A 22122-nucleotide genomic window follows, 5' to 3' on the forward strand; every position below is an offset into this window, starting at 1 on the left:
ACGGCTTTCTTTACAAGTAATTTGCGTCTGCATATTCATGCAATATCACCGAGAGATATTGAACTAGAAACTGTACAAATTACTCCCTCCCGAAAGAACGTGCTCGACCTGATCTTTCATTAGTAGGTAATTTTCTTCTACCGAACGGCCATATTTTTCTGATGTATCGACCTCTACAATTGGAATATCAAACCACTTAAAAACTTTGTGATATGCTGATTCAACACTATTATTTTGCGTAACTGCATCGCCGTACCACTGAACTGTGCCACCTCTGGTCTCTATTCTGTTGTTTATTGTTTCAATATCAGCTTTAACAAAAATTATCACTTCTGGAAGAAGTATTTTTTTATTAATTTTAAGTGTGTCAAAAATATTTTTGACAATATCTTCCCCAAGCATAATTGTTTGGTAAGCCAAAGTTGAAAATACATATCTGTCTAATATGATATCTTCATCGTTTAATACTTTCGAAACCTCGTTACTCTTCAATAAGTTATTTAACAAAAAAAATAGAAATGCACTCTCTTTTGACTCATAGGAGTCAATGACCTTTCTTAGATCATGAGCTTCAGGGACTACCGCATTATGAACGATAGTATTCATTTCTTTCGCATATAGAGAGCTTAATGTTGTTTTTCCACATGCATCTAACCCTTCAAAAACGATAAATTTATTCATTTGTTCCTCATCTAATATTTTGTGATTATTTATAGCTCCTATAATAAGGAACCTAGTTTTATTTATTTTATTTTTGTTAATAGATTTTATGATATTTCTACAATGTCTATATTGGTTTCTTTATATCTTGAAGCAAACGTAATTGGATTAAACTCTATTTGAGAAAGAGCTTTTTCCACACCGCATGAATTAATGCATTCGCTGTATTTATACCCAGATTTATTGGCAGTATTTTGGTAAAAGCAACCCTCTGGACTAATCATTAAGTATGATTCTGTCATAGTAGAATTAGACTCAGAATACATAGGTAACCCTAATCCACTATGTCTATGAACAAAATTATCGAACTGTTCTTTGGAAATTAGTAGTTCATTATCACCATAAGGCATGACCTGTAATACTTTCCATTTGTATGGATTTAGACTAGAAATTAAATTAGAGAAATCCTCTTCCCAATTAAGACTGTTAATTACAGTATTAATCTTTGTTTTGATTCCTGTTTGTGACTGTGTGAGGCTCGCTAGAGCATATGTTAAATCATTAACACCAAAAGAGTTTCCTTTTCGATCGTTTCTTCCTATTTTCATACGTGTACTTAAGTACTGACTGTCAAAGCTGATTCCAATCATGTCTAAAGTATCTTTCGGCAACGGTGATTTTCCATGAATTAGGTAATGTCCATTAGTTATGGTTGAGGTTTTAAATCCTTTTTGTTTTGCAAGAACCAAAGCGGTAACGAACGTATTTCCTAACATCATTGGTTCCCCTCCTGCAAAGTTAAGACGAACACTTTCGTACCCCAGCTTTTCTTTTAAGACTGGAGTGCCTTTGATGAAGTAGTCTGCTAGCTTATCCAATAAGTTAGCGATTGCCTGTTCTGAACGATGGAGTTCTTTGGGGCGTCCCCATTTTGCAAAACAGTATTTACAACTGTAATTGCAGACTTCTGTCATGTGCCAATTGATTACCAGTTCTTTTGTTTTTCTAGATTGTGCTGTTGTCATGCTTTTTATTCTCAGGTATTCAGATGGCTTCAGTATGATAAAATCGGCTCTGTAGAAAAATGAAAAGCAAAATCCCCCCCCTCAATTTTCTTTTTCTAGCGGGAAACGAAACAATAAAAGGACATTCAGTGGCTACTTTTCCAACCTTCGAATCGGTACTTCTTCAGATTGCTAAAGCGCTTGGCGCTAATGGACAGATGACTTCAAAATCGAAAAGCAAGTTTAAATATGTCGAGATGACGATGGATAATTTATCTAATACTTGGGAAAGTATTTTGGGTGATATAGCGGATGCTTTAGGGCTTGATGAAAGAGCGAAAAAAGATCTGATCTCCAATGTTGCAGACGATTACTTGATGCATAAGAACATCGAGCTTAATGTTTATTCTTCAAAGGCGTCACAAAGAAAAATCGTTTGGCATTATTTAGCCAGGGTTATCATACCAGCTCTAGCGAGACATACGGTATTTTGGCAAATTGAATCAAAAATGGATGAAGGTATGCCTGGCGGGCGGTTTTGGTATCTTCCAGCCGTAGATTCTCCGATTGAACCTACGCAACTTCTTCTCCCTGTACCGCAAGTCTTGAATTGGCTTATCGACTTAATCCAAAACACCAAAACATCTATTGCTAATAATTTAAACAACGATCTAGATAGTGTGGATAAATACGAAAAAGTATTAAGGAACCTTTACAATTGGCAAAAATCCAAGAGTACCCCTGAAATATCAAGTATCGAGAAAACGTTTTCGGACGAAGTGAATATACAGTTTGGTGGCTGTTTTGAGCCTGATGAAAAGTCTTCGCAATTTGAACAGGCTCTAGATTTTATTGAAAAAAAAGGTTTGTCTTATGATGACTTACAGCATGAAATAGATATTTCTTGTGAAGACTTAAAGCGAATATTAAGGAGTGAATGCCCAGCAGCGGAGCAGCAAGATTTTGTACAGAAACTAAAAGTACGATATCAGGCACCAAGCTCTGAAGTGATACGTATGAGGTTGCTGATAGCCAGAGCTATTCAAGAGGGGTATGAGCAATTAGTTAAGTATTTAACACCTGGAGTCGATAAGCTATGTTTTGACTTAAATGAAAATAAAACACTCCAATTAGTTGAACTTTACAACTACGTATATAATATGACTTTTAAAGCCCATATTAAAAAGGGAAGTTTAGGAGACCATGCGGAAAATAAGTATTTTGAAGAACAACTTCCTTCTTTTTATAGGTATGATTTATTGCGACTTTTTACCTCAGACAATGAACACGATATCCCATGGAGTACTTTAGATAGAATTAATTGTATTTTTAGCCGTTCTGGAGAAGAGGATATATTAGATAATGTCTTTCCTACGTCTCAAGATGAATTTAAAAAAATGTGTAAACTTATAAAAGAAGAAGGTGATTATTCAAATAATTACCTTATGCGTAGAGATGTTTTAATAGATAAGCTAAAACAAAACAAAGCTCCATTTAAACAATTACAGAATATTGATGATTTTGAGCTAGTATATGGGGCTAGAATCGTTCAGATGAATCAATATTCAAATCCTAATATAGGTGAAATGATTGTTGAAAGGTTAAAATCTCTAGAAGCCACGCCTACAGAGTCGATGAGGCGAATATTATTTGAACTAGAAACTCATCTACTCCTTAAGAAGTTTGGTTCAAAAACCGAAGAAAAGGTATCTGCTTTACTAGATGAGGCGAAAAACTGTGATGATTTTGAATTTTCAAAAGCAAATATACTACGTTATGAAGCACTTCATTATATTGCACAGAATAAGCTTAAAGAAGCAGAAAAAAATCTTAATTTGGCTATCGATGAATGTAAGAAATACAGCTTTGGAAAGTTTAGAGGATTGTTAGCTAGAGATGCATTCGCATTGGCTATAGCAAACCAAAAACTCATTCCTAATAATCACGAAAAGTACTTTAGAGACATGTACTACTGGGGCGGACTGAAAGGAGAATCTAATATTTATGACGTTTCTCGTGAGTTACATGAGTATTTTTGGGACAAGTTGTATCAATGCTATCCTAACTATCAACCGCTTTTTGCTTCTTGTTCTAGCGATATGGAAAAGTTTAGTCGTGATTTCGCAGAGTGTATAAAAAATGGATATTCTATTGAGCTAGTACTTAAAAAACACAAAGCTTTAAAAAAGAAACAACTGAAATATCCACAAGCAGATAGCATCATTTTGCTAATGATGAAGATGAGCTATGAAATGCGTACTAAATTAAATTCTTATAAACAGATGGTACAAGTCGATATTGCTAATGAAATTAGTAATGTATTTAGTGCGATGGTTACAGGCATCAGGAAAATCATCGAATTATGGCCAGAAATCGTTAATATTACAGACTTTAAGTATCAGACGCCTTTGATGTTTGCTGCAAACAACAAAGATTATCAAACGGTAAAAGCATTGTTGAAGGCTAACGCAGATCCGAATCTTCAAGATTTCACGGGTAGAACAGCCCTTCATGCAGCAGCAGCTAGTCGATGTTTAAAATCAGCTTATCTCATACTAGAGTATGGTTGTGATGCAACGTTAATTAACGAAGAAGGTGCAACAGCGTTACATACGGCTACTCGCATGGGCGATCTGCCTATAATTGAACTATTAATTGAAAAGAGACCTGAGCTACTAAAGATTGAAGATTCAAAAGGAATAATACCTGAGCAATTGGCCAGAGAAATTGCCAATAATCCGCTAGCTTACGACGTTCTGAAAAACTTTCTCTTGTCTGAAGGCCGTAGTATTGTCAGACACGAGACTTATAAGAAAATCTTAGAGGTTTTTTAATGGTAGATTTAGTTATAAGTTTCGATTTGAGTTGAAATTTATTTCAGGGTACAAGTATTTCTAAGGATGATCTGCATGTTATGCTGAAAAAGTGCATAACATGAATCTAACACAACTGGTTGAAGATGGAAGTTTTTGTCCATTTTCTTGAATCTCAGGAACAGTGATAAGCAATGCCTGATTATGCTTTTGGATACTAAAAGTTATTAATAGGGTGAAAGTTAGTCCGTCGACGTAAATTAAAAATGTCCAGAGATGTGCCAGAACTATCACTGCTGGCACACTTATGCCCCAAAACGTTTCAGGAACCATGGTAAACCACATAGAATTAGCTAATGAGCAACTACCGTGGAATCTTCAGTAGTTGCAGAATCTGCTACAACTCTTCCATGCCCTAATTGTCCAACAGGCTGTTGGACAAACTCTAGTATCCAATTTTGCAAGAGGGTCTTGCACAAATGCGAAACAACCTGTTTCGTGAATTATTTCTGCCCCCAAATTTCTTAGTGCAATTACTCATTGATATCCCATTCATGGTGTTTTGCCCAACTAATACTTATCTGAATCTGACGAATTGAGTGGAATGAATACTAGAAACTTGTAACAATATAAAAGCTAGACGCATAAGAATAACGCCTCATAAATGAGGGCATGATTGAATAGACATGCCCTCTGGTATTATTTTCCAACACCTAATAGTTATTAAGCGAAGATATACTCATTCGTGTCATAGTATGGGCCGACACCAAATTTTTCATTATTCAATTCTTGACAAACTTTTGAAGAAGTGATGATAACTTGATAATTGCTTTTTTGATCTAGTGTTTCCATTAAGTTTTTCTGTAGGCGGTGGCTTCTAGAAGCATTAAGATCACCACATTCAAAGTCCAGAATCATAAAATTGGGAAGTCTTGATTCGACATCGGAAATTGCATGATTGAGCATCGAGATCTGCAAACTACTCTTCTTCACTACGTTAGAACTATCAGAAAATGTCACTCGTCCCCCAACTGACCATTCATCTTTCCCAAAATTAATCTCGTCACTTAACGCTGAAGCTTCTCTAAAATTGTGCTCGTTACCTAGGTCAGATTCAAGTAGCTGTTTGGCTGTTTTAGAAATAGATTGAAGAACCCTGAATCTTCTTTCTTTGCTATTTCTTTCATTCTCTTCAATTTTTCTATTAATTTTCAACAGTTCGTCTTCTTTTATCTTTTTCTCTTTGAGCAAACTATCAATCTTTAAATATGTTTCTTTGTCACTTATTTTTTCGTCTAGTTCACTTTCAAGCTTGCTGATTTTCTTAGAATACTCTTCAATAACTATTTCACGTTCATTTGTTGAACTAGATATATTACGAAGTTTTGACTCTTTATCTCTTAAATTTGATGTGTTCTTAGCAAGTAATTCATTTACTTCTTCCAAACTAACATTCAACTTATTAATGGTTTTTTGGTTCTGCCTTTGTTGATATTTTAATTCAGAGAGAGTCTCCGTATATTTTTCTTCTAAACTGTGTTCTGGTATGTCATTCTTGCATAGACTACATTTACACTCTTCCGTTTCAACCTCCTTTATGGAGGAAAAACAACTAGGGCAATATGTAAAGCTCATCTCACCTAAAGAGATAAAGGTATTCTTAGATTCGCGTAAAGACTTCAATCGAAAATCAAGGCTTTTTTCAAATAACATGCAGTCAGTTATTTCTGACTTTATATATAACCTTTTCTCTTTAAGGTGAGTAATGTTATATGTCATTTCAGCAATATCTTGTGAAATAACAGCTATGTTATCTGTAAAGCCCTCTGGTAACGAAGTTGAAGACATACTAAGCTTTCTGTTTTTCTCTATGACACATATCTCAAGTTCGTTTTGCTTGTTTGTGATTGCGTCATCATAGTCTTTGAGTGAAGTTAGTTCATCAATCTCCAAAATACGCTTATAAGATTTAATATCAGATTCTATTGAGTCGATATTTCGGGTCAACTTCCACTTTTTTTGTCTACTTTCGTAAAGAGAAAGATCATCTAGACCAAGAACAAAATCTCCAATAGCTTGCCTAGTACTAGCACTATCATATCTCGCATCAACCTCGCTTCTGAAAATTTTTGTAGAATCAGATGACTGGCTTAAATATAAAAGCCTTAATACTTGGTGCATCGTTAAGTTGTTGCTATCAGACGTAATTGATTGTCCCCATCCCAAAGCTTCAAAGAAAAACTCTGAGAAGCTCATTTTGTTTTCACTCCGAGTAGGGCCAAGGTGGTGCCAACCTTCCTCTGTGCATATACTTTCTTCATAAGAACCATCAAATACGTCTATATAGGGTTTCTTATTTTTAGTATCAATGGCTCTAACAAGAGTTAGTTGAGTATCATCAATAGAGACTTCAGCGATAACCTTATTGTATTTTTCAATAGGCTCCTTCCATTCTCTATCTTTTAGCTCTCCACCAAGGGCATAGAATATGAGATCTAACAAGGTAGATTTACCAACAGAATGCTCGCCTCTTATGACGTTAATGCCCTCATGAAATGGCTGGTCATACATAACCTTGTCACCTTTAAAAGCGATGAAGCGGTTAATCATTAATCTTTTATAGGTCATACCTGTACTCCATTAAACCAGATTTCGATTTTAGACCAGACTCACCATGTAATTTTAAATCTTTCATTTTTGTGGTGATAATCTGGAATTCTATTGATTTTCGAAACTCATCGATTTTTATTTGCTCAACCAAAGAATCTGGTAACTTATGATGTTTTATTTTAATTAGGTTATCATTGGTGTATTCAATAAGGTTTTTTGAAAGTAAATTAATTAATACATTTGTTCTTATGGTTTTTAATTCAAAAAATATTTTTCGTGGATTATCAATATACTCATAGCTATCAGGTATTTGATGTAATTTATTATATAGAGTTGTGTTTTTTCTTGGCCATTTGTCTATGTTTTTTAACTGGCTAGGGAAAAGGTGATAGAAATCGGCAATATGAAGATAATTGATATTTACTGGCATTCTACATGCACTCAAAATACTAAGTAATCTATAAGCACAGTGATTAGCATCTTTATATGGATGATATATTATCATTATTTCCACCTCAAATGACACTTGCCAGTCAAAAAGTAAAGCATACCTCTAATCATTTCCATTGACATTGGTTGGACAACAAGTATTTCCTCGTACAAAGGACTTATTATCTTATCTTGAATCTCATTATCGATTTTGCTATGACTTTCTTGTTGTACTATAAGTGGTTTTATGTAACTTTTAAAATAGGAATTTATTTTGCTCAAACAATGAAAGTACACAATCTGTTCTTTATCAGATAGCTGTTTTCTTGATACTTTTCTAGAAAATCTACTTTCCAAATACTCAGCATCTTCTAATAAGTCTATTCGATCGCCTTCTATAAGCTTATTTTCTAAACCTATTATTTTTCTGCCAGGTCTAGGAGACAAAAATTCCTGAAACTCCTCGATCATATCTCGGTAAGCTGGATCTTCCTTAGCTAGCTTTTGTGAAGTATCGATCAATGTGAGCAATGCATTTTTCTGAAGCAATACTGATGAAGACTCAATCGATATTGGTACATTCATCGATCTATCAAGTATGTCCTCTCTAAGTTTTCTTTCAAAAAGAGGCGTCGTAGTATTCGATTCTAGCTCGGCGATTAAGTCTTTATCTATTATTGTACAAGATACATCATTGATTCCGCAGGAATCAGTAATTATACCTATTAGTGCTTCCTCGCCATTCCGATCAATAAAAACAGGGCTTCCAGAAAAACCTGTTACTTCAAAGTTTTTCTGTTCTCCATGAGCATTAATATTCGATTGAATATTAAACTGGACATTATTTCCTGTTTGGAATGGAGTGCTGAGAATTAGTCGATCTTCTGTTCCACCTTTCCATGCTTGATACTTATCATCGAACTTGGAAAACTCTTGAACTTTTACTTTAGTATGATTGGCATCAGTGGAAACTTTTACAATGGCAATATCATTTGTTGTTGATTGACTCACTTCAATTGCCGATAGTTCGATTGAACCAGACCTTATTGCCGTTACTTCAGTAGGTGCGATACAAGTATTACACTTTTTGTCAGCACAGTTATCATAATCAACGCAAAAAGAATGTTTGCTAGAAAGAAGAAACGTCTCATCGTCATTACTAAAGAGTAAGGCGCTACTGTTGGACACGACCTTGCCTCCTAAATTTATCTCCAGATCTATTGTTCTTTCTTTAAAATTCATATTTGAATTCCAAATAGTCTGCATCTGGCTTAATAAAATGTATACCCATACTATTCTCTAGCATATTAACTTTACCACTATTTTTAGTAATATAAATTTTAGAATTATTATTATCTAAAACTCTAAAGATAGTCGTTGGTGAAGGGTGGTTATGATTGTTGTCAGCATTTGAGCATATTAGAAAATGGTCGCACTCAAAAATACTTAAAAGTTCGTTATTTGTATTCTTATCACTTCCATGATGTGAAAGCTTAATAAGATCGTACTTTATTTTAGAAGGATTACTTTTTTCGTAGCTTTGTATAACTGTTGTAGGGTGCGCATCGCCTAAAAGTAAAATTCTATAGCCATAAAAAGTAATATCTAAGGCAAGGCTAGAACCATTGGGTTCCCTCCTATCTTCAACAAAACTGCTATCATCCTTAGCCTGCTCTCGTTGCTCATCTATAGACAAAATTGCTTTATTTCGAGCTACTTTGATATTTCTCTGTTTCTTTTGCTCTTTTTGGATCCAAGTTGAGTACTTTTCTAGCTTTTCCCTATTTGGAGACCTAAAATCAATATTAAATTCGTCAAACTTCTTTCCAAGGAAGTAACCATCTTCGGAAAGTTCAAGAGGTATAATCTTATTATTAATCATACCATTTAGTTCAACATCCTGATTTAGTGATACCTTAACGTTACGAGATTGGTGCAAAACCCTATCAATATAATCGTGATGATTGAAAATAAACTTTTTTATTTCAATGCCTTCATTTATAAAATGCTTAAACCCACCAATATGATCATCATCATTATGAGTAACGATTGCAAGATCTACCTCTCTATCAGATATGAGTTCCTTGATCGTCTTTGCCAGATTTTTACTAACTCTTGATGACTTTGGGCCAGAATCAACCAAAACCGTGTAGTTCGTATTATGATTTACTAGTAAAAGGCAATCGCCATTTTCGGCATCCAGAGCATAAAGGGATATAGAGTTAGACATTTTCAATATTCAATCTTTCGACAAGGTATGATGTTCAAGTAATTTCGAAACTCAAGGGTCTCGAACAATTAGTCACTTGCACTTATAGGTGCATTATATGGTAACCGTCTCATAATGACACACTTAAATCACTGTAAGTGTGAGCAGTGTTCTCTTTGTTATCATAGTGTTATATGCTCATGGGCTATATGGGGGTTCTGAGAGGAGGTTGTCAATATTTTAGGGATGACTCTAATCTGCACTAGCAGCTAGACTGAATAGGGAGTTAAGCAACTTTGCCATACTTCAGATAATTCATGAGTCACTAAATTAGCAATCTCATTGACTCATTTCTGTCCAAAAGAGAGTTAAACAGCTTTCTTGTAAGAAAGCTGTATCTCTAATTCGAATAAGATGTTTGAGACGTTCAAGGCACCTAAGTTGGTATTGTGGTGTTACGTGTGTTTCTCTCAATCAGGGTTTTAAAATCAAGAATTTTTCTCTGATTTCTGAGTTTGGTCATTGCTTGTGCATCATCCACCACACAAATCCCAGCGGCGGTGTTCTGGCAAAACTGAGAAGCCAGGCAACGTACCTCGATAACTGCGGCTTTATCGCGGCGATGCGCTCGTAAGGTCAGGAGTGATTTCGGTTCGTCATACTCAATAAACTCGTAGTCTCGAAACAGTAAAGCAAAACTCACCGCCGCTGCTTCGGTGTCCGTAGCAGGAACGGTGGCATAATGGCTTCGGGTTATAGGAATAGCATGAATAGGGTAATCATCATTGAGTAATACCGACAGGTTGGGATGCATGTCAGCAATATGCCCTTGAATGTAATCTCGTCGTATATCTTGATAAAATTTCTGATATTGGAAGTACGAGAGCGTAATGCCGTTGCTAATATCCCAATTGTTATCTCGTAGTAAATCACTAAAACAGTAATCATCAATCTTCAACAGTTGCTTGAAGTTGTCAAAACCACCCAACGTCCGTTGGATTTGTTTTTGGCTCACACCACGTTTGAGCAGGTCGGCTTCATTGAGATACGGTTCAGTGCGTAATATCGTGGTGACCAGCTCAATTAGACCGATATCCACGGCACTAATACCTTGCATCAGAAGCGGCGCAAAGTAGTCGGAATGGGAGTAAGCCAGGCCTTCATCTAGTGCTGAAATTACGCTAAGGCGTATGGGGTTAGTCATCATCATGGTTAAACTCCTAATTAAGAGAAAAGGGGACGTGTCAGGCTTGGGGTAGTGTAATAACCTCTATAGATCAGCCAGCGGAAGTAAAAACGAATGGCGTCAATACGTTGTTTTTGCTCTTTGTGGCATATGTTCGATTGGCGAAGTGTCTTACGATATTGACGAATGTCTCGCGTCTGTATGTATAACCTTTCATTGCTGCTGGAGTGGTTGTCGTCAACGAAGCGTAAAAAATGATGAAGGTAATCTGTAATCTGATTGAGTCTGAATCTAGGCATCCCTGACTGAGCACGCTCTTCCATTAATTCACTTAACCAATTGAGGTATGGAAAACGAATGTCCTCTTCTGCATTGCTCAAGTCTAGAGGGGGCAAGGTTGGGAAATCGTCTGTTGACGGTTTGTGTTTGTAAGCACGAAGCACAGGAAAATGTTTAGCCATTAAATGGATTTGCACTAATAATTGCTGACTCAATGACGGAGAGTCGGGAAGGTCATGAGGGGTGTTTTTGAAGAAGCACTTAGCTTGCAAGCGCACTGCTTTCGCTCTGTTTATTGCATACTGTAGTTCATCTGTTTTCAGTGCCACAAAATAATGAGACCTAGTGTGACCTGAGATTCTTAATAATAATGGCGGTGTGATTTTGACTTGATAAATGCCATGCTGATTGGTGGAGATATGATGGGCGCTAAGCTGACGGTGTTGCTTTATTCCGATGTTTTCAGTTTGATGAGTGACGGTTTGGCGGCCTTTTCGACGTATACGGCGCAGTGCTTGCATTTCACCAAAGCGAGGATGTTCGCTGATGGGTTTTACCTCAAATTGGCTTAAGTGAGCTTGATGTAAGTTCGAATTTGGCATAGGCGTGATTCCTTCTTGGCTGAATTTAGGATGCAGAAAGCTGCACCCTAAACTAGTTGAGGGGGTCATAAGTGACGGTGAGTTAATGAATTGGAGCTAAACTGTTTAGGCTCAGTAGTAATACCTCAGGTAGAGGTGGGTTATTACGCGCTCCGTCTACACTCGGTACGGTACTGTCCCGCAACGGAATAGTATTTACCTGTTGATTTGACAATATAATCGCTCCAGCACTGATGAATCTCATATCGCTCATTGAGATACAAAGCACTGTTGTATGAGGCACGGGTCGTATTTGGATCTAAATGGGCGAGACACATTTCAATGGCATCTACTTTGAAGTTAGTGTTCTCGTTGAGGTAGGTACTTGCGATACCTCGGAATCCATGACTGACTAAGCGTCCTTTTAACGTGGTGAGGTTTAATGATGACGTAACAGCGTATGGGCTGATGTGAGGAAACTTAGTGTTCTGTTTATCAGATGGGAATACATGCGCCTGGTCTCCTGAAATGGGCTTCATAAAGGCTAACAAGCCGAGCGTATATTCGTTCAGTGGAACGAGATGCTCACGCGCACCTTTAGTGTAAAAGTTAGGCACCGTCCAAAGCTTCAACTTAAAGTCAATGTCACACCATCGCATCGCGGCGAGTTCAAACGCTCGTGTCATCGTGTGGAGTTGCATTTCAAACGCGCAGCGAGTGACTAATTTCATATTGTGTTTTGACATGGTAGCCATTACCTCTGCTAACTCATTAGGAGGGACAGCAGGCATATGCGTTACCTTTGGCTTAACAAACTCATCTTTGATATTTGCTAACCAGTTACTCTTGATGTAGGTTCTATTAATAGCAAAATACATGATTTGGTTAACAAAAGTACAAGCGCGTTTTACGTTTTCTAGTTGTCCTTTTGCTTGAAGCGGTTTGATGACTTCAATCACGGCGGTGGTGGTAATAAGGCTCAGAGGTATGTGGCCTAGCTTTGGGTATAAATGACGCTTGAAGAACAAGCGCTTTCGATGACTTGTTCTCACCTTATTCATAATACGCTTGATTTCTTCTTCACCAAAACCTGTACCATTCTTTTCGGCTTCCTTCTGAGCTTCTTCAAGTAACTTTTTACGAGTGATCGTCTCTTTTCCTTCGTCTCGTTCAAGCATAAGCTCGGCAACCAACTCAAAGGTACGCTCACTGACAATGGCTCGGTCAAGTTTTTGCTTATCACGATAGATTTTCGGATCAACGTTATTTGCCATCTGTGTACGAAGCTCTTCTGCTATTTTTCGGACTTTGGCGAGTGTTAGGTTAGGGTATGAACCAAGCCCGATTTTCTTGCGTTTTTTGGTGTTAGATTCTGTATAGATAAATAACCAGTTCTTTGAGCCATTATTACGTACTCTTAAGTAGAGGTTTCCTCCATCCGATAGTGTGTATTCTCTATCATTTGGTTCTGCTTTTTTAATTTGTGTGTCTGATAATTTATAGATAGCAGCCATGCTGTTACCCTCCTTTATTTGTGTGTGTCCCCTGAACTTATCAATCGGTTTAGGGGTACGCAAGGGGGGACTAGAGCTGTGAGATGTAGTGAGAAACAATGATTGTGAAAGAGTGTTATTCTATTTTAAATCAATTGGTTAGGTGGTTGTGTGAGAGTTGGTGAGACCTAATGAGTCGTGTCTAGGAATTCTCAAGAGGGATTCGCAACGCGTGGCATTTTCACTATGCGTTAGTTTAAGTGATTAAGGTGGTTTGCGGCGGCATCGGTATTGCGTTGCTCACCCCTTAACAGGGCGTTATGCGTTTACGAGGAAATTATGGCATCAGAAGTACAAAATTGGTTATCAGGTAAATTAGAAAACACGAGACTTGATGACGGTGTTACATATACAGCTATCGCAGACTTTTGCGTAATGTGGGCTGTGTTTGAGGGGACTGAGTTGGCAGATGCTGACTCTGCTGTTGATGAACTCGCTTATGTGGCTTGTCGATTAGTTAAAGACCACATTGATTTTTCTGAGGAATTGGCGTTTTGGTCGAATCGATATATTGAAGAAGGTGCAACGAATAAGCCATTCGATAAACTAGGCTTTACTCATAAACCGCACATTAAACTAGTGTCGGATGTATTGTTGGGCAATCAAACAGATGCTCTAAAAGTAGCTCACGCAATATTGTTGATAGTTTATCGACTCAGAAATAACTTGTTCCACGGAAATAAGGATATTACTCAGATCCATAATCAAGTAACCAACTTAGATATGGCATCTAAGGCATTGATAAATGTTGCTACAGTCAGTGGAAGGTATGTCTTTTTGAACAACGCATAACAAACTGTTTAAGAGTGATTCGCAACGCATGGCATTTTTACTATGCGTTGCGTTTAGTGTTTAAGGTGGTCTGCGGAGGCTTCGGTATTGCGTTGCTCACACCTTAACAGGGCGTTATGGGGCTCTCGGGTTTTGAGAAAATAGGTAAATATGAAGAAATCAGTCTCGATTGAACAAGTAGTCAATGTTCTGTTTGTTTTGTCATGTATCGTCGTTTTTTGTCATGATGTTTGGTGGTCGGATCTACCGGAAATATTTGATGGAGGGTCAGAGCTTTTAACATCAATATACAACTTAGCAATAGGCTATGTTGTCAGCTTTGTGTTCTATTTACTGGTTGTTCGATATAAGGAACATAGAGACTCTGCATATGTAAACAAGGTGACGTTGCCTTTTATTGAACAAATAATTGAAAGCTCAAGTCTTGTTAACGAGTGTATTGTAAATGATGAGTCAGTAAAAAAGTTAGATGCTGATTTGATTAGAAGTAAGATGGAGATGTTGAAATATACTGATTATATTCCAAAAATTGCCAAAACTTTTCTTTATAGCGCAACTACGTGGGATGTCTTCTTAATCCAAGAAAAGCAGAGAAGCCAAAAAAACATCAAAAGGTTATTTGAGTTTGTAGCTCACCTCGAACCAAAACTGATCGAGACCGTAACAAGGTTGGACTCGTGTAGTTACTATATATCGTTGGTATTTGTGAGTCGTTATAGTGATGAAATGAAGGATACCTCGATGAGCGAATTAGCAGACTCTTTAGCTAAACATAATGAAATTATTGATGAGCTAAGAGTGTTCGTCGACAAACGAAAAGCCCCACAACAAAGCGTTTAAGACAGATTCGCAACGCGTGGCACTCTCAGTTCAAATTAGGTTTTGTGTTTAAGGCGCAATGGTTTAGGTTAGGTGAAGGCGTTGCTCACTACTTAACGCGGCGTTATGTTTAAAAGAGGTTAACGGTGAAATTCTACAAATATATGGCATTAAACAAGAACACACTTGATGCTTTTATTAATGAGTATTGTTGGTTTAGTTCACCATCTGCCTTTAATGACCCATTCGATTGTGGACTCATAAAGGGTGACAAAATGAAAGAGTTTTTCCTCGAAAGTAAGAAAATCCTTTGTCTTGCTAGAGATCATGATAATTTACTAATGTGGTCCCATTATGCGGATTCTCACAGAGGTATTTGTGTTGAATACACTCCATTTAGTACTGAAGAAATCTGTAGCTTGAAAGAGCAGGGAGTGTTTGGCGATTTTCCTAATGATCGACTTTGTATTGTGCAAAATGCCCGAAAGGTTGAATACAGAACAACAGAACAGATAAACAACTATCTAGATGCATTGCCTGACACTGATCAAGAGTTTTTGTCTTTGCACCAACAAAAAATCGAAGAAGGTTCGACTGAAGATTTTTATGCAACAATCAGTAGTGCTTTAACTATAAAGCATGAGTCATGGGCATACGAAAGTGAGTACCGTATTATTCATGATGGTGAAAACCGAAACACTCATCCAGGAAAAATTACCAAAATATACATTGGAGCGAAGGCATCGCCACAGGACAAGCGAACACTTTCGATGCTAATTGATGAAAGCATAGAGTTGGTTTGTATGGACTTCTCCAAAACTAAGTACTCATTGACAGAGCGTTCTTTGGAACCAAAGGTTGATTTTGCAGGACTTGGTCTTTACTTCAAAGAATAAACATAACAAACAATTTAAGAGTGATTCAGCACGCTTGGCATTTTTGGTTTGGGTCTAGTTTAGTGATTAAGGCGTTCAAATTGGGTTATGTGGTCGCGTGCTTCACACCTTAATTGGGCGTTAGGCTACTTAAAGAGGATAAAGTGAACATTAAATTATTTTCTGCTTTGTTCGCGCTATTATTTCCATTATATGCTCAAGCTATTAATGAAGTCCGAGATGATATGTTTGGCTTTAACTATATGCTACCAGAGTCAAGTGTGTGTATTTCCGCTAAAGAGTCTGATAGTAAGCTAGTTTACTGCGAGTGGGTTAAGGGTAATGGCTATACTGGGGACGTAAATTCCTACTCTTGTATGATTTCTGAATTTGAGAAGTATATCTTTTTTAAAAGTCGTTCGGTGTGTATTGAGCAACTTGAAATAATGCGAAGTAATGCTCCGTAGTCGTAGCCTAACAAACTGTTTAAGAGGGATTCGCAACGCGTGGCATTTTTACTATGCGTTGCATTAAGTGGTTAAGGTGGTATGCGGCGGCTTATGTATTGCGTTGCTCACCCCTTAACAGGGCGTTAGCTCACTCATCGAAGATAATTTGTCTGATGGAAGATTTACAGGTCGTAGTGCCTTATAAGGTTGGCTACATAAGTGTATAATTCCTAGAATAATTTTCTATTGAGGCGTCATCGTATCATGCTTGGTTGGCTTTTTTTCTTTCTTTCCTGTGTTGTTTCGTTTGTCAGCGGTTTCAAGTTTTTGCTACCAGTGATGGAGTCTTCACCGTATAAGGCGTTCATGTCGCTCTATAATGAAGATGCTTTTGAGGTCTTCCTTCCCGACATTCAGTGGTACTTCATGAGCAAGATGCTTAGCTCTATGCAATTGGTGATAATGGTATGGGGAATACAGTTTTTTATTATTAGCTACCTGAATGTCGAAAAAGATCTAGTCAATAGACATTCAAAAAAACTCAGCTACTTTAAAAGTGCTATTGTGATCCAGTCTTCTGTCATGGGCTCTTTTATATTAGGAGGTGTTTGTGATGCAATTAGTCGTTCAGGAGGGGTATTAATGTGGTGGGATAGCATTGCTATTTCGGTACTACTCATCGCATTACCAATTTTGTTTAAATATAGAGATATATTTAAACTAGGTTACCGTAAGGGTAGCTTTCAGGACAAACACAAAACAACAATAACATGGTGTCTATTGAGCCTTGCCGCTTCGCTCTGGTTATACGTACAGTTTGTTCATGACTTCATTGAGCTTTATGCAATGTACCAAAGCGTGAGCTAACAAAGCATTTAAGAGTGATTCCCAACGCTTGGCATTTTTCATTTCATCGTTGGGTTCAGTGTTTACGGTGGCTTGGTTGAGTTTCGTGGTAGCGTTGCTCACACCTTAATGCGGCGTTAGTATTCAGGAGGAAAATTAGTGCTTCATCAGATAGACAAATATCAGTGTTCTGCTTGCAACATTAAATCCAAACATATTACCGTATTGATTAGGAACCCAAGTCCTTTTGCTGGTGTAAAACATCAAAAGCGTAAAGAGTTTATTGCTGGGTTAATCAAAGGCTGGGCAGTTGGTCCATTTTTAGCTTCTATGGATGAGTTTTCTCGACATACGATCTGTGAAAACTGTGGTATCAAGACGATAGAGAACTGACAAATAAGACTTCTTTTTAAGTTCGGTGTAACAGGTTGGGTCTGAATACTAACAAACTGTTCAAGAGGGATTCGCAACGCGTGGCATTTTTACTATGCGTTGGTTTAAGTGTTTAAGGTGGTATGCAGCGGCTTTGGTATTGCGTTGCTCACCCCTTAACAGGGCGTTAGGGCTACAAAATTGGAGTGCAGATATTGAACATCTTTAATAATTCCGAAGTTAACATGTGTATTGGGGAGCTATCAATTTCAGACAAGCCTGTTGATGTCCTAGAGGCTTGGGGGAAGCTTAATGGTCAGTACCCTAATTTGAGTAGTGTGATTCAGCTCGATAACTACGATAGAAATGTATTACCTCAATGTGTCCAAAAACACACAAAGAAGCCAGATAATTACTTAATCCCTTATTTTAAGTCAGATAAGCTATATTTCATCGACGATGAAATGATTAAGAATATATTCATTAAAGGAACTAATGTATTTCCAATAGATCACTCAGTAATGATGGACTCAAATATCTGTTCCTATATCGACAGTCTTGTTAGAGGGAAGCCTCTAGGTACTGTCGGACCCAAGCTATTACCTATCATTGATGATCTTCTGCGTGATGGTCTTAACTTTGATTTTCTTTTCTATATGATTGAAAATATTAAGCACGTTCTTCCATCTGCTAATTTCTCAGCAAAAAGTAAACTGGAATTTTGGAAAAGTCTGAATATTAACTTTAGGAAAAATCTTGTTAGTCTTCATTACTTTTCAAGTATTGACAGTAAAGAATATAGTCGGACATTAAGACCTAATTTCCTTCTATCTTATAGACAGTCTGCTCGACGTGCTATTGATGCTACATTTGGGTTTTACATGTCAAGTGAGGGTAAAAACTACCTATCGCAGTTTGCTGATTTTCAAAGAGTAGTCCTGCTGAGTATTATCGGAATGTTACGGATAAATTTATCATCTAACAAGAATGGCAGAAATAAAATGCTCGAATTTTTCGACTTCATGCACAGTGAAGTGGGAATTTATATGGAGCGAGAAGCGATATTAGCACATGAGTATTTCTGTGATTCAAAGTCGCTGCCGATACTAAAGAAAATCCAAAAAGGTGGTAACAAAAAGAAACTTTTAAAGAATTTGGATAACATTGCTTGGGATATGATAACCCCTAGACTAATGGAGCGCCTGATGTCTTCTGGTTTAGGGGCAAAAACTGACTATTTCATCCCCATTTTTATGACATTTGATGAGGATCTTAAGCATATGTTGGAGTCTTTTCAGGTCAAGCTAGTTATATACGATAAAGATAGTGGAGGCTTGCTGTCTATTCCTGAATGTAACTCCGCGGACTATTTTGAGAACGCTGGGCTTAAAAACTGTACGGACTACTTTTTTAGTGAAGTCAAAAAGAAAGAACGGCATAGTAGAAGTGTACACACTAGAGAAAGTATTTTGCCTGTATTGTTTAGTGAATATCGGAAACTCAGGCAAGCAATATAGCCCTAACAAAGCATTTAAGAGTGATTCCCAACGCACGGCATTTTTCATTCCATCGTTGGGTTTCGTGTTTACGGTGGTATGGATTAGGTTAGGTGGTAGCGTTGCTCACACCTTAATGCGGCGTTATGTTTTTCTTCCCAGGTTGAAGTTATGGATTTTGAAAGTAGCCTTCTAGATATTCATCACCTATACGGCAATCAGCTTTCTGATGAGCTTATAGAGTTTTTTACTGCTTATGCTGGTAGTGAATTATCCGAATTAGAAATTGAACTTACAGTCAATTACTACGGAAACATCACTCAGCAAGAATCTCTTGAAAAGATATGCAGTAGTCGCGAAGTTATCGAGATTCATCAATATCTCGGTTTCTTGGAAGATTATGTGGTGCACTTTGAAATAAGCAAAGATTTTGTAGAAGCACAACATTTATACCCGGTTGCTTTATCGTATGATTCTTTATACTTAATTTCCCTGTCGGGAGTACACAGCGGGAAAGTTTACCATGCAGACAATGGTGACTTCGGTATTGGAGTGGTATGCAATAGCCTAAAAGATTTTAAGAAATTAGTTGGGTTGTTGTAACTAATTTCTTAAAAACATAACAAAGCATTCAAGAGGGATTCACAACGCTTGGCAATTTTGGTCTGAACTAGCTTTAGTGTTTACGGCACAATGGTTTAATTCGGGTGGTGGCGTTGTTCACCCCTTAATGCGGCGTTAGCATACTTTGATAGGAGTTAAGATGACTACGATAGTCGAACAAATTGTTAATCGTGAAATTGACTCGGTCATCGTGTATGAATCTGACCAAGTTATAGCTTTTGCAGATCATGACCCAATCAACTTTGGACATATTTTAATCTGTCCTAAGACTCAATATCGTACTTTCATCGACCTGCCTGAGTCTGTGTTTTTAGAGATCACCGACGTTGCAAGAGATTTATATAAACGTATAGAAGCTAAGTTCAATCCTGATGGTATCGGCTTTATGCAAAATAATGGAGAGGCACCTCATTTCAACGAGCTCGATCACTACCATTTGCATATTTTCCCTAGGTTCCATGGCGACCAGTACGGTTGGGTTAGTAGTGAACTTGGAATTCAAACTATGGATAAACTAAGAGAATCACTTAAAGAACTATGAGCATTGAAAAAATATGCTAACAAATTGTTCAAGAGTGATTCGGCACGCGTGGCATTTTGACTATGCGTTGGTTTTAGTGGTTAAGGTGGTATGCAGAAGCTTCGGTATTGCGTGCCTCACACCTTAACAAGGCGTTAGTATTCAGGAGGAAAATTAGTGCTTCATCAGATAGACAAATATCAGTGTTCTGCTTGCAACATTAAATCCAAACATATTACCGTATTGATTAGGAACCCAAGTCCTTTTGCTGGTGTAAAACATCAAAAGCGTAAAGAGTTTATTGCTGGGTTAATCAAAGGCTGGGCAGTTGGTCCATTTTTAGCTTCTATGGATGAGTTTTCTCGACATACGATCTGTGAAAACTGTGGTATCAAGACGATAGAGAACTGACAAATAAGACTTCTTTTTAAGTTCGGTGTAACAGGTTGGGTCTGAATACTAACAAACTGTTCAAGAGGGATTCGCAACGCGTGGCATTTTTACTATGCGTTGGTTTAAGTGTTTAAGGTGGTATGCAGCGGCTTTGGTATTGCGTTGCTCACCCCTTAACAGGGCGTTATGCGTTTCAGAGGTAATATGGAATATCTTCACTTAAAAAAAGATGCTTCACATATTCCCGTACTCCAGGTTGGGAAGTTTCGCTGCATAATTGTGGCTGAGGAAGCAGTAGCTGAAAGCTGGCAATCGAAATTGAGTTCTTGGCTAGTCGAGGGTGGTTGCTTATATGCTTTAGCTTGGGGTGTTAATGCCAGTTCTTGGGATACATCTATAGATATAGCTAATATCACTTACGTCGGAGGTAGCGATTTGAATGATGCAAATTTGGTTGTAACAACTTGGCACGATGATGAGCCGCTGTCAGAAGTCTTTTGGTTTGCAAAACATTTAGCATTACATCCTTACTATGAACTTAGAGATACTGTAGTTGTTCATATCTCTAGCGGTGAGCCTCGCAAACAAGAGTTCGTCGAACTTTTAAAAAACGCATAACAAATTGTTCAAGAGTGATTCGGCACGCGTGGCATTTTTACTATGCGTTAGTTTTAGTGGTTAAAGTGTTATGCGGAAGCTTAGGTATTGCGTGCCTCACACCTTAACAAGGCGTTATATTCATCGGGAAAACTGGAGATAAATGATGATGAACATACAACTAGAAAAACCAGTCTTCTATCGGAATGAGTTTGCTTTGAGGTTTGAGTTAGGCCCTGATGACGTCGACATATGGTTGGATGACGACCGAAAAAATTATAATGAACAGTATTTTGAAATTGCGATGAGTAGAGCGCTTAGTATCTATGAAGCAGCATTTAAACCTTCGGATAAGATCAAAGTCTGTTATCAAATTTTTTCTGATGGACGGAAGAAAATTAGAAAAAGTGACTACTTCTTTAAACTGTTCAAGCCTCTGTATGATAAAACGTTAGATTTTTCGGAACATCGAGATATTTATATCGAAGATCTAGAGTACAAAAGACACTGCTGGAAAAGAGTCACCATTTCCGATGTGACCGTGTCAGAGTTAAAAATAAAACCGATCATTCAGGCTTGTATTGACGGTGACTTTGGTGATCGTGGACCAACCCTAGCAGGGCAACTGTTTATAATTAATTGTGATAAAGAACTGATTTATCACATCTATGATGACCGAGGCCTAGATGTTGCCGCCAACAGTAAAGGCGCTCTAGAAGGCCTCTATCAAAATCAAAACCAGTTGTTACTCGATTATGATAAGCAATATATGGATAGTTTGTTCAAATGAATATAACAAACTGTTTAAGAGTGATTCGCAACGCGTGGCATTTTTACTATGCGCTGCGTTTAGTGTTTAAGGTGGTATGCGGGAGCTCCTGCATTGCGTTGCTCACACCTTAACAGGGCGTTATTTCCGCAACGGATCTCTCAGGCTGAATGTACGTGATTGTAGCCTAAGAGTGAAAGTGGCGGGGTAATAGGGTGGAAAAGCGGCGAAAAGGGCGAATATTGG

At 37.6% G+C, this 22122-nt stretch carries 21 protein-coding genes; 12 read left to right on the forward strand and 9 right to left on the reverse strand.

Translation table 11 applies throughout. The features are described from left to right. Nucleotides 1-63 precede the first annotated feature (63 nt). Both R8269_RS18885 and R8269_RS18890 read right to left on the reverse strand, forming a co-directional pair. Entirely contained in the window at nucleotides 64-681 is a 618-nt protein-coding gene (locus tag R8269_RS18885; protein ID WP_206936759.1) for a deoxynucleoside kinase, read from the reverse strand. Between the two features lie 86 nt (nucleotides 682-767). Further along, complete coding sequence (locus R8269_RS18890) at nucleotides 768-1685, reverse strand: viperin family antiviral radical SAM protein (protein WP_025574283.1); 918 nt, start codon at nucleotides 1683-1685, stop codon at nucleotides 768-770. A 128-nt stretch (nucleotides 1686-1813) separates the two neighbouring features. Between R8269_RS18890 and R8269_RS18895 the strand changes: the two genes are divergently transcribed. Then, on the forward strand, nucleotides 1814-4498 hold the full coding sequence (locus tag R8269_RS18895; RefSeq protein WP_318222621.1) for an ankyrin repeat domain-containing protein: 2685 nt from the start codon (nucleotides 1814-1816) through the stop codon (nucleotides 4496-4498). 702 nt (nucleotides 4499-5200) lie between these two features. Here R8269_RS18895 and R8269_RS18900 read toward each other — a convergent pair. The 7 genes from R8269_RS18900 to R8269_RS18930 all read right to left on the reverse strand — a co-directional run bounded on the left by R8269_RS18900 (nucleotide 5201) and on the right by R8269_RS18930 (nucleotide 13285). Beyond that, entirely contained in the window at nucleotides 5201-7105 is a 1905-nt protein-coding gene (locus R8269_RS18900; protein ID WP_025574287.1) for an AAA family ATPase, read from the reverse strand. Then, nucleotides 7095-7592: an ABC-three component system middle component 5 gene (locus R8269_RS18905; RefSeq protein ID WP_025574288.1), complete on the reverse strand. Its 498-nt coding sequence runs from the start codon at nucleotides 7590-7592 to the stop codon at nucleotides 7095-7097. The genes R8269_RS18900 and R8269_RS18905 overlap by 11 nt, the downstream gene beginning before the upstream one ends. Further along, on the reverse strand, nucleotides 7592-8758 hold the full coding sequence (locus R8269_RS18910; RefSeq protein ID WP_025574290.1) for an ABC-three component system protein: 1167 nt from the start codon (nucleotides 8756-8758) through the stop codon (nucleotides 7592-7594). Before R8269_RS18910 ends, R8269_RS18905 begins: the two co-directional genes overlap by 1 nt. Continuing rightward, nucleotides 8748-9746 carry a ComEC/Rec2 family competence protein gene (locus R8269_RS18915; protein WP_318222622.1) on the reverse strand — a complete coding sequence of 333 codons (999 nt, stop codon included), beginning with the start codon at nucleotides 9744-9746 and terminating at the stop codon, nucleotides 8748-8750. Before R8269_RS18915 ends, R8269_RS18910 begins: the two co-directional genes overlap by 11 nt. Nucleotides 9747-10161: 415 nt before the next feature. Further along, a complete protein-coding gene (locus R8269_RS18920) occupies nucleotides 10162-10935 on the reverse strand; it encodes a hypothetical protein (RefSeq protein WP_025576608.1) in 774 nt (257 codons plus the stop codon). Between the two features lie 14 nt (nucleotides 10936-10949). Beyond that, nucleotides 10950-11792, reverse strand: coding sequence for a hypothetical protein (locus R8269_RS18925; protein ID WP_318222623.1), 843 nt, complete (start codon nucleotides 11790-11792; stop codon nucleotides 10950-10952). Between the two features lie 143 nt (nucleotides 11793-11935). Next, a complete protein-coding gene (locus R8269_RS18930; RefSeq protein ID WP_025576606.1) occupies nucleotides 11936-13285 on the reverse strand; it encodes a tyrosine-type recombinase/integrase in 1350 nt (449 codons plus the stop codon). A 318-nt stretch (nucleotides 13286-13603) separates the two neighbouring features. On the opposite strand from R8269_RS18930, the gene R8269_RS18935 reads away from it, so the two are divergent. From R8269_RS18935 to R8269_RS18995, 11 genes are all read left to right on the forward strand, one after another. After that, nucleotides 13604-14116, forward strand: coding sequence for a hypothetical protein (locus tag R8269_RS18935; RefSeq protein ID WP_215810247.1), 513 nt, complete (start codon nucleotides 13604-13606; stop codon nucleotides 14114-14116). Nucleotides 14117-14266: 150 nt separating this feature from the next. Continuing rightward, on the forward strand, nucleotides 14267-14956 hold the full coding sequence (locus R8269_RS18940) for a hypothetical protein (RefSeq protein WP_215810248.1): 690 nt from the start codon (nucleotides 14267-14269) through the stop codon (nucleotides 14954-14956). Nucleotides 14957-15081: 125 nt separating this feature from the next. Continuing rightward, entirely contained in the window at nucleotides 15082-15831 is a 750-nt protein-coding gene (locus tag R8269_RS18945) for a DUF2971 domain-containing protein (protein WP_215810249.1), read from the forward strand. Between the two features lie 692 nt (nucleotides 15832-16523). Beyond that, nucleotides 16524-17126, forward strand: coding sequence for a hypothetical protein (locus R8269_RS18950; protein ID WP_005377028.1), 603 nt, complete (start codon nucleotides 16524-16526; stop codon nucleotides 17124-17126). A 138-nt stretch (nucleotides 17127-17264) separates the two neighbouring features. Next, nucleotides 17265-17498: a hypothetical protein gene (locus tag R8269_RS18955; protein ID WP_005377029.1), complete on the forward strand. Its 234-nt coding sequence runs from the start codon at nucleotides 17265-17267 to the stop codon at nucleotides 17496-17498. 194 nt (nucleotides 17499-17692) lie between these two features. After that, entirely contained in the window at nucleotides 17693-18994 is a 1302-nt protein-coding gene (locus tag R8269_RS18965; RefSeq protein WP_031778950.1) for a hypothetical protein, read from the forward strand. Nucleotides 18995-19144: 150 nt separating this feature from the next. Next, a complete protein-coding gene (locus tag R8269_RS18970; RefSeq protein WP_031820161.1) occupies nucleotides 19145-19576 on the forward strand; it encodes a hypothetical protein in 432 nt (143 codons plus the stop codon). 160 nt (nucleotides 19577-19736) lie between these two features. Then, the gene (locus R8269_RS18975) at nucleotides 19737-20138 is read left to right on the forward strand and encodes an HIT family protein (RefSeq protein WP_017636213.1); all 402 of its coding nucleotides are present in this window, start codon (nucleotides 19737-19739) and stop codon (nucleotides 20136-20138) included. 156 nt (nucleotides 20139-20294) lie between these two features. Beyond that, nucleotides 20295-20528, forward strand: a complete 234-nt coding sequence (locus R8269_RS18980; RefSeq protein ID WP_005377029.1) for a hypothetical protein — start codon at nucleotides 20295-20297, stop codon at nucleotides 20526-20528. A gap of 186 nt (nucleotides 20529-20714) precedes the next feature. Beyond that, nucleotides 20715-21128, forward strand: coding sequence for a hypothetical protein (locus R8269_RS18990; protein WP_053350691.1), 414 nt, complete (start codon nucleotides 20715-20717; stop codon nucleotides 21126-21128). A 142-nt stretch (nucleotides 21129-21270) separates the two neighbouring features. Further along, complete coding sequence (locus tag R8269_RS18995; RefSeq protein ID WP_246540835.1) at nucleotides 21271-21897, forward strand: DUF3885 domain-containing protein; 627 nt, start codon at nucleotides 21271-21273, stop codon at nucleotides 21895-21897. Nucleotides 21898-22122: the final 225 nt, after the last annotated feature.

It is taken from the genome of Vibrio sp. Vb0667 (assembly GCF_033391095.1).

Coding starts and splice junctions, on each gene's coding strand:
- R8269_RS18950 (WP_005377028.1), top strand. CDS start 16,524: ATGCTTGGTTGGCTTTTTTTCTTTCTTTCCTGTGTTGTTTCGTTTGTC.
- R8269_RS18935 (WP_215810247.1), top strand. CDS start 13,604: ATGGCATCAGAAGTACAAAATTGGTTATCAGGTAAATTAGAAAACACG.
- R8269_RS18970 (WP_031820161.1), top strand. CDS start 19,145: ATGGATTTTGAAAGTAGCCTTCTAGATATTCATCACCTATACGGCAAT.
- R8269_RS18930 (WP_025576606.1), bottom strand. CDS start 13,285: ATGGCTGCTATCTATAAATTATCAGACACACAAATTAAAAAAGCAGAA.
- R8269_RS18990 (WP_053350691.1), top strand. CDS start 20,715: ATGGAATATCTTCACTTAAAAAAAGATGCTTCACATATTCCCGTACTC.
- R8269_RS18920 (WP_025576608.1), bottom strand. CDS start 10,935: ATGATGATGACTAACCCCATACGCCTTAGCGTAATTTCAGCACTAGAT.
- R8269_RS18910 (WP_025574290.1), bottom strand. CDS start 8,758: ATGAATTTTAAAGAAAGAACAATAGATCTGGAGATAAATTTAGGAGGC.
- R8269_RS18975 (WP_017636213.1), top strand. CDS start 19,737: ATGACTACGATAGTCGAACAAATTGTTAATCGTGAAATTGACTCGGTC.
- R8269_RS18905 (WP_025574288.1), bottom strand. CDS start 7,592: ATGATAATATATCATCCATATAAAGATGCTAATCACTGTGCTTATAGA.
- R8269_RS18925 (WP_318222623.1), bottom strand. CDS start 11,792: ATGCCAAATTCGAACTTACATCAAGCTCACTTAAGCCAATTTGAGGTA.
- R8269_RS18885 (WP_206936759.1), bottom strand. CDS start 681: ATGAATAAATTTATCGTTTTTGAAGGGTTAGATGCATGTGGAAAAACA.
- R8269_RS18890 (WP_025574283.1), bottom strand. CDS start 1,685: ATGACAACAGCACAATCTAGAAAAACAAAAGAACTGGTAATCAATTGG.
- R8269_RS18900 (WP_025574287.1), bottom strand. CDS start 7,105: ATGACCTATAAAAGATTAATGATTAACCGCTTCATCGCTTTTAAAGGT.
- R8269_RS18940 (WP_215810248.1), top strand. CDS start 14,267: ATGAAGAAATCAGTCTCGATTGAACAAGTAGTCAATGTTCTGTTTGTT.
- R8269_RS18915 (WP_318222622.1), bottom strand. CDS start 9,746: ATGTCTAACTCTATATCCCTTTATGCTCTGGATGCCGAAAATGGCGAT.
- R8269_RS18995 (WP_246540835.1), top strand. CDS start 21,271: ATGATGATGAACATACAACTAGAAAAACCAGTCTTCTATCGGAATGAG.